We start from the raw sequence: 10,957 nt of genomic DNA on the forward strand, positions 1-10,957 counted from the left end.
TCCTACGCCCCCGAGTCGGCGGGCACGCTGTTCGCCTGCGGGGCGGTGGGGATGCTGGCGGGGGATGTGACGGTGGGCCGTCTGCTGCCTCCGGCGGTCCGGGCGCGCCTGGCGACACCGCTGCTGCTCCTGCTGGCCGTGCCGTACCTGGCCTTCGCGGCCCGCCCTCCGCTGCCCGTGGCGGTCGTGTGCGTGACGGTCGCCTCTGTGGGATTCGGCGCGAGTCTGGTCCAGCAGGAGCGGCTCATGTCCCTGACCCCGGACGCCCTGTCGGGCCACTCCCTGGGGCTGCACTCGGCGGGGATGCTGACCATGCAGGGGGTGAGTGCGGCGGTGGCGGGGTCGCTGGCGCAGGTCACCTCTCCGGCGGCGGGGATGGCGCTGATGGCGGGGGCGTCGGTGGCGGCGACCTTGGGACTGGCGCTGGCCGGCCGCACCCCGGCCCGGAATACGGCCGTCCGGGCGGACGCTGAGGCATAGGTGACACAAATGCCGCAAAACGCCACCGTCGAGGAACGCCTCGCGGCGGAGCGTGCTGCCACCCTGACCCAGATCGACGCTCTGACCAGGGATTTCCAGTCCATCGTCGACGCGAACGCCCTGGTCGCCGTCGACGACGAACACGACCCGGACGGTTCCAGCACCGCCTTCGAACGCGCCCACGTCTCCTCCCTGCTCACCCAGGCCCGATTGCACCTGGACCACCTGGACGAGGCCCTGGTCCGCCTGCGTGAGGGCCGGTACGGCATCTGCGAGCGCTGCGGGGTGGAGATCCCGGCGGAACGGCTGGAGATCCGGCCGGCGAGCACACGCTGCGTGGGGTGCGCGGGGGCGGAGCCGCGATAGGTGCGCCCTACACGGACGGGGGTGCGTCTGGCACGATCACCGGGCGGGCGGGTTGTGGTCCGCGAGGACAGGACGGCGGACCCGGGAGCGGTGAATGCGGGACTCGGAGGGCCAGGTTGCTCCGGCCGAGGTGATGACCGACGGTGCCGGTACGGCGGCCGCCGACCGTACGGCGAGACGGGCCGTGACCGTCTTCCCCCTGCTGGTGCTGGCCGCGGGCGCGCTCGGGATGCTGATGCCGGCGACGTTCGCCGGGGGCAGGGAGGCGGTGCCCTACCTGCTCGGCGTCGTGATGTTCTGCATGGGCCTGACGATGACGTCGGAGGACTTCCAGGGCGTGGTGAAGCGTCCCTGGGCCGTCGCGCTCGGTCTGGTGGCGCACTACGTGATCATGCCGGGCCTCGGCTGGGCGATCGCGGAGTTGCTGGACCTGCCGCCCGCCTTGGCCGTGGGCGTGATCCTGGTCGGCTGCACGCCGAGCGGAACGGCGTCCAACGTGGTGACGTTCCTGGCCAAGGGTGACGTGGCCCTGTCGATGTCGGTGGCGACGGTCTCCACGCTGCTCGCTCCGCTGCTCACGCCGTACCTGGTGCTGCTGCTCGCGGGGCACATGCTGGACGTCGAGGCGGGGCCGATGGTCGTCGACATCCTGAAGACGGTCCTGGTCCCGGTGGTGGCCGGCCTCCTGGTCCGCCGCCTGGCCGCCCCGGTGATCCGCCGCTGCCTCCCCGCGCTGCCCTGGCTGTCGGCCGGGACGGTGGCGGTGATCGTCCTGATCGTGGTGGCGGCGAGCGCCTCCGCGCTGAAGGCCGCGGCGGCGATCGTCTTCCTCGCGGTGGTCCTGCACAACGCCTTCGGCCTCGCCCTGGGCTACGGCGCCGCCCGCCTCGCCCACCTCGACCCCGCCGCCCGCCGGGCCATGGCCTTCGAGGTCGGCATGCAGAACTCGGGCCTGGCGGCCTCGCTGGCGGCGACGTACTTCACCCCGCTGACAGCCCTGCCGGCGGCGGTCTTCTCGGTCTGGCACAACCTGTCGGGCGCGGTGGTGGCGGCATGGATGAACCGGCGCGCCCGACCGGGCCGGCCCCCTGTCCGGCTTCCTTCGCAGGGGGGATGAACCGGACGACGTGGTAAGCGAGTTACCTCCGCCCGGCGAACGGACCGGCCCCGCGTGGCAGAAGTCGGCGCGGAGCCCGGCCCGTTCGACCGCGGACAGGGCCTGAGCTCAGCCCTGGATCACGATCTCGGCATCGGCGACGGCGATGGCGATGCCGAGTGCGGTGGAGATGTTGGCCGCTGCCGCCATGATGCGTGCCGTGCCCACGATGGGCGCGATGGCGACCAGGACGTCCTGCAACTGCTCCACGGTCACGCCGCTGTCGAGGGCGGGACCGATGTGGGCCGCGTAGGAGATCGGCGGGGCGTCGGAGGCGGCGAGTGCGGCGATGCGCGTGAGGACGAGCGCATCAGAAGGCAGCTCGCAGCGCTCGATCGAGTCGACGGTCATCGCGGCGAGGGTGTCCAGGACCGGGGTTTCGGATGCGGTGGACATGTCGCATGCCCTTCTGGTGAGTTCCGGGCCCGAGAGGGTCGGAGACGGAAAGCACGGATACAGGGGCCCCTCGACAACCGTAGAACGCATCCGGGTCCCGTGCATGGCGCCCCGACGTGCGGGGTCAACCCGGTGAGAAGAGATTGGAAGTAGCCCGGCCGGCCGATGGAGGCCGGGACCGGCAGCGGCCGGCCGGTCTTCGCCCGCGATGGGAGTCGCCATGAAGGACCTCAAGTTCGAGCAGAAGCGCCCGCTGTCCCGCCTTGAGGCGGCCGACCAGCTCACGTCACTCGCCACCGCACTCCGGGAGGGCGGAGAGGCCGAGCTGGATCTCGGCTCCGGAACTCTGAGCCTGCGGATCCCCGACGAGCTGCACGGCGAGCTGGAGATCGAGATCGGCAACGGCGAGATCGAGCTGGAGATCGAGCTCAAGTGGCCGGCCGGCCGGAAGCGGGCAGCGCCGTCGCCGCCGGCCGCGGCCGCGCAGGAGGCCGTCACGCGGCAGACCCCGCCCGCCAAGCCCGGGCGCGGCGGCACGACGAGCGCCGGCAGAGGCAAGGGTGTGAAGCGGGCCGCTGCGAAGAAGTGACCCGGGCAAGCGCGAAGGCCCTTCCGCTCGTCGAGCGAAAGGGCCTCCGGACAGGTGCTTCCCTGTGCCCCCGGCAGGATTCGAACCTGCGACACCCGCTTCAGGAACGGGGTCGGATCCTTGCCCGGGGGATGTCCGGCGCTGCCGCGCGGTGTTGATGCTCACGCACCGCCGACTGCAGAGCAGCGCGTGGTCAGATCTGGCCGAGGTCGATCTCCACCGGGAAGGGGGCCGCTACCTTGAAGACGCCGGTGAACACGTCTCCGTCCCGGTAGGTTTTCGTCGCGGGGTCGAGAACGTAGGTGTAGACGAGAGGAACGCCTGTCGCGGCCTGCTCGATCCGCCAGTAGAAGCCGATTCCTGCCTTGGCGTACTGGTCGACCTTCACGATCCGGTCGGTGGTCTCCGAGCCGGGCGACACCACCTCCGCGACCAGCAGCACGTGCTCAGGGCGGGTAGGGGTGATGTCGATCGTGTCTGCGCGGTACACGACGACGTCCGGGCGGCGGTTGGTGAGCGGGACGTCCTGAAGCCGGACGTCGAAGTCCGTGTCGGCGTTCCACTCCGGGCCCGCGGCGGCATCCAGGGCGTTCGCGAGAATCCGGGCCAGCCGGTTGTGCCGCTTGGACGCACTCGGACTCACGACGACCATCCCGTCCACGATCTCGATACCGTCGCACTGCTCATCGGACCAGGAGTCGTACTCCTCCGCCGTGATCTGCTCATGCATCCACGCCGGGGCCACCATCTCGGCCGTCATGAAGCACCTCCTGGACGCTGTGCTGCGGGCCCGATTCCGCTGGGTTCAGCGTACTGTCCGCCATCCGTCCGGGACGCTGATCTCGCTCACACCCCCTCCCTGTCGGCCAGGACGCCGGTATCGCGCAGAGGTCCTCGAATGGTGCCCCGGCAGGATCCGAACCTGCGACACCCGCTTGAGGAGTGGGATCGAATCCCTGCCGGGGAGTGCCCGGCGGTTCACATGGACTCTCCGTCCGCTCACGCACCGCTCACGCAAACGGCCCCGGACAGGGAGTCCGGGGCCGAATAGAACGCCCCCCCGGGGGGAGAAACCCCGGGTCGGAGCGGTAATGCGTTGTGCCCCCGGCAGGATTCGAACCTGCGACACCCGCTTTAGGAGAGCGGTGCTCTATCCCCTGAGCTACGAAGGCGGGGTGCGACGGCCACAGCGGTGGCTGCCCCTGACAGGGTAGCGGATCAAAGGTGGGGCGGTGGGCGAGCGGGGTCGCGGCGGCCAAAAGGCCGGGCTCAGCGCTGACTTGGGTGGACCGGCCCCGCCGCGGCCGTCGTGCCCTTGGCCGCGTGCGTCCGTGTCACCCGTACCCGGTACTTCCCGTTCAGGTCCGCGCTCGCCACGTGGACGGTGATGCCCGACGCCGGGTCCTTGAAGGTCTCCCCGGGGGCGAAGGGGGCGTCGGAGAGTTCGGCGTGGACGTTGGGGCTGTGGGTGCAGCCGCCGGTGTCGCGGTGGGCGTCGTAGACGGTGATGGGACCGCGGCCGGTGTCGACGGAGGCGTCGACCTTGTAGACGAGGATGCCGGGCTTGCAGACGGCCTGGTCGTTGCCACCCTGCGTGCGGAGTTCCAGCGCGTACGCGGTGCGGTTGTCCAGCGGAACCATGACCAGCTTCGTCCCGGACTTTTCCGAGAGCGGGGAGAGGGTGTAGTCCGCGCTCCCCGCGGCCGTCGCGCAGCTCACCTGGGACGCCGGGAGCCAGCCCAGCTTCCACTTGTGCCAGCCGAGCAGGTCGTTGTTGGCCCCCCAGTCCTCGCTCATGATGTCCCAGTGCCCGACCGCGCTGCCCCCCTCCTGGGTGTAGAGGTCCGGCAGCCCGAAGGTGTGGCCGTTCTCGTGCGGCAGCACCCGGTACCCCGTGTCCGCGTACGCGCCCGAGCCGTCGTCCTGGCGGGAGTAGACGAAGGAGGCGTTGGCGACCGCGGTGCCGTCGGCCACCGGAGCCTCGCCGTTGCCGGCGAAGGTGACGGAGAGGACGGTGTCCAGGGCGGAGGGGCCGGCGTTCGGGGTGACCAGCACGTTCAGCAGGTCGTACGAGCGGAAGTCCACGTCCGGGTCGGCGGCGGAGACGATGTCTTGCACCAGCTGCCGGTAGCCGGGGTCGAAGGGGGCGCCGCGCTCTATGCCGTAGTCCTTGAACGGCTTCGGCATCCGCAGCCAGGAGGTGATCGGGGTCTCGGCGCGGTAGTCGAGCCGGCCGTACGACGCCTTGGCGAACCATTCCTGGGTCTTGGGGAAGAACTCGTGGAAACGGTCCATCGCCTTGCCCTCCCCGGGGGTGTCGGGGAAGTCGACCATCAGGGTCAGGGCGTGGACGGTGCCGGTGGAGCGGGAGTAGCCGGTGGAGGTGGGGAAGCCCTCGGTCATCTGGACCTCGGACGCTGCCTGGATCATGCAGGGGGCCAGGGCGGCGGTGCGTATCAGCCCGTTCGCCCCGGCGGTGGTGCGCGCCGTGAGCTGCCCGGACCCCGCCGAGGTGCTGACCGCGAAGGTCAGCACGGTCACCGAGGCGAGGGCGGCAACGCGGCGCGGGCGTATCCGGCGCGGGCGTATGGGGCGGCGGGGCGACTGCGGCTGCATGCACGGACCTCCCGCTCGACGGCAGCCCCCGTGATCCGGCTGCGCCCTTGGGCTCACCCTGGGTCGCCGCGGGCGGAGTCGCGCGCTGGGAGAGACCGATCGTGGGATTTCGGCAGGAGTGGGGGTGAATCACCTACGGTTGGGGGTGGATGGACCGGGTGAACGGGGATCAGCGACGCCCGAACAGGGATGTGACCCAGGTCACACCCTGGCAGGGAAATAACCGGGGAGGGTTTCCCCGTTTGGACCTGTGTCCGCGCGAAACGGGGAGCTTCTCCCCGGATCACCGGACGATCAGAGTCCGTTCGTCCCGACCCGTACAGATGGGGAGCCCGCCGTGTCCGCCGTGCGCACCGCACCCTCCGCCCGCAGGGCGTCGCCCCGGCCCCGTGCCGACGCGCTCCGCAACCGGGAGCGGATCATCACCGCCGCACGGGAGATGTTCGTCGAGCACGGCCCCCAGGTGCCGCTGGACGAGATCGCCCGCCGCGCGGGCGTCGGCAACGCCACCCTGTACCGCAACTTTCCCGACCGGGACGCCCTGGTCCGGGAGGTCCTGTGCTCCGTCATGGACCGCACGGCCGAGGCCGCCAAGTGCGCCCTTGCCGAGACCGGCGACGCCTTCGCCGCGCTGGAACGCTTCGCGCACGCCGCCGCCGAGGAGCGGATCAGCGCGCTGTGCCCGATGGTCTCCAGCACCTTCGACCGCAACCACCCCGACCTGGAGGCGGCGCGGGAACGGGTGGAGGCACTGATCGCCGAGGTCATGGACCGCGCCAAGGCGGCCGGACAGCTCCGTACCGACGTCGGTGTCGGTGACCTGATGGTCGCCGCCGCCCAGCTCAGCCGGCCACCGGCCGGTACCGCCTGCTTCGACGCCGACCGGTTCGTCCACCGCCACCTGCAACTCTTCCTCGACGGGCTGCGGGCCCCGGCCCGCTCCGTCCTGCCCGGTACGGCCGTGACCATGGAGGATCTCCGCCAGGCCTGACCCGACCGACCCGACCGACCACAACCTACGACTCCGCCGGGCCCGCGCCCCGGAATCACCTGAAAGCCACCCGGCCGCCAACGAGGGCGAGCCGGTGGGGCCCCGCACGCCCTGTGCGCGTACGAGACGTCGTACGACCGTGCCCCGCATGTCCGACACGTCCGACCGAAGTCCCGAACGGGGTACCCCCATGTCCGAAGCAGTCACCAAGCCGCCGCTGGCCACCGCGCCCGCGGGCGACGCCAACCGCTGGAAGGCGCTCGTCTTCATCGCGCTGGCCCAGCTCATGGTCGTCCTCGACGCCACCATCGTGAACATCGCGCTGCCCTCCGCCCAGCAGGACCTCGGCATATCCGACGGCAACCGGCAGTGGGTCGTCACCGCCTACGCCCTCGCCTTCGGCGGTCTGCTGCTGTTCGGCGGCCGCATCGCCGACCTGTGGGGCCGCAAGCGCGCCTTCCTGCTCGGTCTCGCCGGCTTCGCCGCGGCCTCCGCGCTCGGCGGCGCCGCCACCACCGGTGTGATGATGTTCGGCGCCCGCGCCCTCCAGGGTGTCTTCGGCGCCCTGCTCGCCCCGGCCGCGCTCTCCCTGCTGGCCGTGATGTTCACCGACGCCAAGGAGCGCGCCAAGGCGTTCGGCATCTACGGCGCCATCGCGGGCGGCGGCGGTGCCGTCGGCCTGATCCTCGGCGGCTTCCTCACCGAGTACCTCGACTGGCGCTGGACCTTCTTCGTCAACGTGCCGTTCGCCATCGTCGCCGCGGCCGGTGCCTGGTTCGTGATCCGGGAGCCCGAGGGCGGCCGCAACCGCTCCCCGCTCGACATCCCCGGCGTGGTCCTCTCCACGCTCGGCCTGGTCTCCCTGGTGTACGGCTTCACCCGCGCCGAGTCCGACGGCTGGAGCGACGCGGTCACCATCTCGATGTTCGTCGCCTCCGTGGTGCTGCTGCTGGCCTTCGTCCTGGTCGAGCAGCGGGTCAAGGCGCCGCTGCTGCCGCTGCGCGTGGTCGCCGACCGCAGCCGGGGCGGCATCTACCTCTCCCTCGGTCTCGCCATCATCGGCATGTTCGGCCTGTTCCTCTTCCTGACCTACTACCTCCAGGTCGTGAAGGGCTACTCCCCGGTCAAGACCGGCTTCGCGTTCCTGCCGATGGTCGCGGGCATGATCACCGGCTCCACCCAGATCGGCGCCCGTCTGATGATCCGGGTCCCGGCCCGGCTGCTGATGGGCCCCGGCTTCGCGCTCGCCGCGCTCGGCATGCTGCTGCTGACCCAGCTCGAGATCGGCTCCTCCTACGCGGCCCTGCTGCTGCCCGCCATGGTGCTGCTCGGCCTCGGCATGGGTACGGCGTTCATGCCGGCGATGTCGCTGGCGACCCAGGGTGTCGAGCCCCGGGACGCGGGCGTCGCCTCCGCCATGGTCAACACCTCGCAGCAGGTCGGCGGCGCGATCGGCACCGCCCTGCTGAACACCATCGCCGCGTCCGCGACGACCTCGTACATCAAGGACCACATCGCGTCCGCGAGCGCGGTGCCGCAGCAGCAGCTGGTCAAGCTGGAGGGCATGGTGCACGGGTACAGCACGGCCATCTGGTTCGCCGTCGGCATCCTGGCGGTCGCCTCGCTGATCGCGTTCACCATGGTCAACGCGGGCAAGCCGGGCGCCGTCAAGATGGCCTCCGGTGACGGTGCCGAGGACGAGATCCCGGTGCCGGTGGTCGCGCACTAGCGCTGCCACCCGGCGGGAATCAGCGGAGCCAGGGCAGGTCCGCACCCGCCTCGCTCGGCTGAAGGCCCTCGGCGACGATCTCCATGATCTCGCCGAGGGCCTTCTGCTGCGCCGGGCTCAGCCGGTCGAACAGCGCCTGCCGTACGGCGGCGACATGGCCGGGCGCGGTACGGCGCAGCACCTCGGCGCCCTCCTCGGTGAGCACCGCGAACTGGCCGCGCTTGTCCGAGGGGCAGTCCTCGCGGCGCACCCAGCCGCTCTTCTCCAGCCGGGCGATCGCGTGCGAGAGCCGGGAGCGGGTGATCTTCGACTTCCGGGCCAGCTCGGTCATCCGCAGTCTGCGGCGCGGGGCCTCGGCGAGGCCGACCAGCAGGCCGTAGTAGACGTGCGGCATGCCCGCGTCGCGCTGGAGCTGCCGGTCGAGATGGTCCTCCAGCAGCGTGGTCGCGTGCAGATACGCCCGCCAGACGCGCTGCTCCTCGTCGGTGAGCCAGCGGTGACCGGGTGCCGGCGCCGTTGCCGGGGTGGATGCCGAGTTCATGTCTCCCACTGTACGAGCCACCTTCTTGAAACTTGAACTAGTCGGGCGTAGTCTGGCCGAGTAATGCTTGAGAGTTAAAGCAAAGCTGCGCGCCCCGTCGTGGGAGGAGCCGTCATGCACCACACCGCCGAGCCGTCCGCCCCCGACCGCATGCCCGCCCTCTACCTCAGTCATGGCGCCCCGCCGCTCGCCGACGACCCCGTCTGGCCCGGCCAGCTCGCCGCCTGGGCGGACGGCCTGCCCCGCCCCAAGGCGATCCTGATGGTCTCCGCCCACTGGGAGGAGGCCCCTCTCGCCCTCGGCGCCACCCACACCGCCCCGTTGGTCTACGACTTCTGGGGCTTCCCCGAGCACTACTACCGCGTACGCTACGACGCCCCCGGCGCCCCCGAACTGGCCGAATCCGTACGCAAGCTGCTGCGCGCCCCCGGTACCCCCGTCCAGGACATCCCGGACCGGGGCCTGGACCACGGTGCCTATGTCCCGCTCGTGGAGATGTTCCCCGAGGCCGACATCCCGGTCCTCCAGGTCTCCCTGCCCACCCTCGACCCGGCCCGGCTGATGGACCTCGGCCGCAGGCTCGCGCCGCTGCGTGACGAGGGTGTCCTGATCGTCGGCTCCGGCTTCTTCACCCACAACCTGGCCGCGCTCCGGCACGCCGGCGGCGTGCCGGGCTGGTCCGCCGAGTTCGACGACTGGGGCCGGGCCGCGCTGGACGCCGGTGACTGGGACGCGCTGCTGGACTTCGAGAGCAAGGCCCCGGCCGGGCGGCTCGCCCACCCGCGGACCGAACATTTCGCGCCACTGTTCGTCACGCTCGGGGCGGCCGGTGCCGACGCGCACCGGTCGGTGATCGACGGGTTCTGGATGGGGCTGGCCAAGCGGTCCGTGCAGTTCGGCTGAAACCGCGCCGGCCGCTCAGCCGGACGTGAGGTCCTTCTGGTACCAGGCCACGTCCCAGTAGCGGCCGAACTTCCGGCCGACCTCGCCGAACGTGCCCAGGTGCCGGAAGCCGAAGCGCTCGTGCAGCCGGGTCGACGCCTCGTTGGGCCGGGTGATGCCGGCGAAGGCGCGGTGCACGTCCTCCCCGTCCAGTGCGGCGAAGAGGGCGTCGTAGAGCCGGGTGCCCACGCCCCGGCCGGTCGCGTCCGGGGCCACGTAGACCGAGGTCTCCACCGAGGGGCCGTACGCCGCCTTGGGGCGGTGGGGACCCGACGTGGCGTAGCCGAGGACGCGACGGGAATCCGTGTCCGTGGCAACCAGGAGGCGGTGCGGGCCGTCTTCCGGGTGGGAGAGCAGCCACGGGCGGCGCTCCAGGGGGGTGAAGGGGGCCAGGTCGAATGTGACGGCCGTCTCAGTCACGTAGTGGTTGTACAGCGCGGTCAGAGCGTCGAGATCGGCCTCGGTTCCGGGTCTGACCTGCACTTCCGTACCGCACGGCACCATGCGCACCCCCTCTGTGGCCCGACAGGGTACTGCATGATCAGAAAAATCGGGGGGTGGGTGGGGAATTCTGTCCGGATTCCAGTCGTTGTTTCCCACGGATGCAGGGCACCCGAGGAGAGTCCCGAGGGAGGGTCCGGAGTGCCGAGCGTTCGCCAGGACCACCTGCCAGCCACCACCGCAAGGGAGCACGCATGGCAACCCGCGCCGTCGCCCGTCGTAAGTCCGCCAATGGGGGCACCTCCCAGGCTCCGGGCTCTGGGGGACAGACGGCCAACTCGGCAAGCAGCGTCCGCGTGCGCGGCGGCGAGATCGCCGACCGCGACCTGGTCGGTATGTACCTCGACGAGATCGCGCGTACGCCCCTGCTCGACGCCGCCAAGGAAGTCGAGCTTTCCCAGACGATCGAGGCGGGCGTGTTCGCGCGCCAGGTCCTCGACGGCCAGGAGGAGACCGGCGCCCAGGCGTCCCGCGAAGAGCTCGAGGAGCTGTTCGAGGCCGGCGAGCGGGCCAAGGACGTCTTCATCCGCTCCAACCTCCGCCTGGTCGTGGCCGTCGCCCGGCGCTACCCGCGCAGCGGCCTGCCCCTGCTCGACCTGATCCAGGAGGGGAACGCGGGCCTGGTGCGCGCGGTCGAGAAGTTCGACTAC

The 10,957-nt window shown here is 71.2% G+C and carries 13 protein-coding genes and 2 tRNA genes; 8 read left to right on the forward strand and 7 right to left on the reverse strand.

The features are described from left to right. The 3 genes from CCN33_RS12525 to CCN33_RS12535 form a co-directional block, all read left to right on the forward strand. Window positions 1-480 (forward strand): MFS transporter (locus CCN33_RS12525; RefSeq protein WP_140394523.1); only part of this gene is annotated, 480 nt, incomplete at its 5' end. Between the two features lie 9 nt (window positions 481-489). Continuing rightward, window positions 490-846, forward strand: coding sequence for a TraR/DksA family transcriptional regulator (locus CCN33_RS12530; RefSeq protein WP_086693709.1), 357 nt, complete (start codon window positions 490-492; stop codon window positions 844-846). Between the two features lie 94 nt (window positions 847-940). After that, entirely contained in the window at window positions 941-1,963 is a 1,023-nt protein-coding gene (locus tag CCN33_RS12535) for a bile acid:sodium symporter family protein (RefSeq protein WP_425275839.1), read from the forward strand. A 108-nt stretch (window positions 1,964-2,071) separates the two neighbouring features. Here CCN33_RS12535 and CCN33_RS12540 read toward each other — a convergent pair whose 3' ends face one another. Then, complete coding sequence (locus CCN33_RS12540) at window positions 2,072-2,398, reverse strand: carboxymuconolactone decarboxylase family protein (RefSeq protein ID WP_086693710.1); 327 nt, start codon at window positions 2,396-2,398, stop codon at window positions 2,072-2,074. Between the two features lie 220 nt (window positions 2,399-2,618). On the opposite strand from CCN33_RS12540, the gene CCN33_RS12545 reads away from it, so the two are divergent. Continuing rightward, a complete protein-coding gene (locus tag CCN33_RS12545) occupies window positions 2,619-2,987 on the forward strand; it encodes an amphi-Trp domain-containing protein (RefSeq protein ID WP_086693711.1) in 369 nt (122 codons plus the stop codon). Window positions 2,988-3,052: 65 nt separating this feature from the next. Here the strand turns inward: CCN33_RS12545 and CCN33_RS31995 are convergent. From CCN33_RS31995 to CCN33_RS12560, 4 genes are all read right to left on the reverse strand, one after another. Continuing rightward, window positions 3,053-3,127: transfer RNA gene (locus CCN33_RS31995), tRNA-Gln, on the reverse strand. A gap of 53 nt (window positions 3,128-3,180) precedes the next feature. Beyond that, window positions 3,181-3,747: a Uma2 family endonuclease gene (locus CCN33_RS12550; RefSeq protein ID WP_086693712.1), complete on the reverse strand. Its 567-nt coding sequence runs from the start codon at window positions 3,745-3,747 to the stop codon at window positions 3,181-3,183. A gap of 339 nt (window positions 3,748-4,086) precedes the next feature. Beyond that, window positions 4,087-4,159: transfer RNA gene (locus CCN33_RS12555), tRNA-Arg, on the reverse strand. Between the two features lie 97 nt (window positions 4,160-4,256). Further along, a complete protein-coding gene (locus tag CCN33_RS12560; RefSeq protein ID WP_086693713.1) occupies window positions 4,257-5,603 on the reverse strand; it encodes a M6 family metalloprotease domain-containing protein in 1,347 nt (448 codons plus the stop codon). A gap of 346 nt (window positions 5,604-5,949) precedes the next feature. Here CCN33_RS12560 and CCN33_RS12565 point away from each other — a divergent pair, with 346 nt between their 5' ends. Both CCN33_RS12565 and CCN33_RS12570 read left to right on the forward strand, forming a co-directional pair. Continuing rightward, window positions 5,950-6,594, forward strand: coding sequence for a TetR/AcrR family transcriptional regulator (locus CCN33_RS12565; RefSeq protein ID WP_086693719.1), 645 nt, complete (start codon window positions 5,950-5,952; stop codon window positions 6,592-6,594). A gap of 190 nt (window positions 6,595-6,784) precedes the next feature. Beyond that, window positions 6,785-8,323 (forward strand): MFS transporter, encoded by a 1,539-nt coding sequence (locus CCN33_RS12570; protein WP_086693714.1) that lies wholly within the window; start codon window positions 6,785-6,787, stop codon window positions 8,321-8,323. Window positions 8,324-8,342: 19 nt separating this feature from the next. On the opposite strand, the gene CCN33_RS12575 is transcribed toward CCN33_RS12570, so the two are convergent. Further along, on the reverse strand, window positions 8,343-8,864 hold the full coding sequence (locus CCN33_RS12575; RefSeq protein WP_086693715.1) for a MarR family winged helix-turn-helix transcriptional regulator: 522 nt from the start codon (window positions 8,862-8,864) through the stop codon (window positions 8,343-8,345). A 114-nt stretch (window positions 8,865-8,978) separates the two neighbouring features. Between CCN33_RS12575 and CCN33_RS12580 the strand changes: the two genes are divergently transcribed. Next, on the forward strand, window positions 8,979-9,767 hold the full coding sequence (locus CCN33_RS12580) for a dioxygenase family protein (RefSeq protein ID WP_086693716.1): 789 nt from the start codon (window positions 8,979-8,981) through the stop codon (window positions 9,765-9,767). A 15-nt stretch (window positions 9,768-9,782) separates the two neighbouring features. Here the strand turns inward: CCN33_RS12580 and CCN33_RS12585 are convergent, their stop codons facing one another. Beyond that, window positions 9,783-10,310, reverse strand: coding sequence for a GNAT family N-acetyltransferase (locus tag CCN33_RS12585; RefSeq protein WP_086693717.1), 528 nt, complete (start codon window positions 10,308-10,310; stop codon window positions 9,783-9,785). 191 nt (window positions 10,311-10,501) lie between these two features. Between CCN33_RS12585 and CCN33_RS12590 the strand changes: the two genes are divergently transcribed. Next, a partial coding sequence (locus CCN33_RS12590; RefSeq protein WP_279628163.1) for a sigma-70 factor domain-containing protein occupies window positions 10,502-10,957 on the forward strand: 456 nt, incomplete at its 3' end.

Source organism: Streptomyces recifensis (genome assembly GCF_002154615.1).
In the GTDB taxonomy this organism is placed as follows: Bacteria; Actinomycetota; Actinomycetes; order Streptomycetales; family Streptomycetaceae; genus Streptomyces; species Streptomyces griseoluteus.

Coding starts and splice junctions, on each gene's coding strand:
- CCN33_RS12530 (WP_086693709.1), top strand. CDS start 490: ATGCCGCAAAACGCCACCGTCGAGGAACGCCTCGCGGCGGAGCGTGCT.
- CCN33_RS12535 (WP_425275839.1), top strand. CDS start 941: ATGCGGGACTCGGAGGGCCAGGTTGCTCCGGCCGAGGTGATGACCGAC.
- CCN33_RS12540 (WP_086693710.1), bottom strand. CDS start 2,398: ATGTCCACCGCATCCGAAACCCCGGTCCTGGACACCCTCGCCGCGATG.
- CCN33_RS12545 (WP_086693711.1), top strand. CDS start 2,619: ATGAAGGACCTCAAGTTCGAGCAGAAGCGCCCGCTGTCCCGCCTTGAG.
- CCN33_RS12550 (WP_086693712.1), bottom strand. CDS start 3,747: ATGACGGCCGAGATGGTGGCCCCGGCGTGGATGCATGAGCAGATCACG.
- CCN33_RS12560 (WP_086693713.1), bottom strand. CDS start 5,603: ATGCAGCCGCAGTCGCCCCGCCGCCCCATACGCCCGCGCCGGATACGC.
- CCN33_RS12570 (WP_086693714.1), top strand. CDS start 6,785: ATGTCCGAAGCAGTCACCAAGCCGCCGCTGGCCACCGCGCCCGCGGGC.
- CCN33_RS12575 (WP_086693715.1), bottom strand. CDS start 8,864: ATGAACTCGGCATCCACCCCGGCAACGGCGCCGGCACCCGGTCACCGC.
- CCN33_RS12580 (WP_086693716.1), top strand. CDS start 8,979: ATGCACCACACCGCCGAGCCGTCCGCCCCCGACCGCATGCCCGCCCTC.
- CCN33_RS12585 (WP_086693717.1), bottom strand. CDS start 10,310: ATGGTGCCGTGCGGTACGGAAGTGCAGGTCAGACCCGGAACCGAGGCC.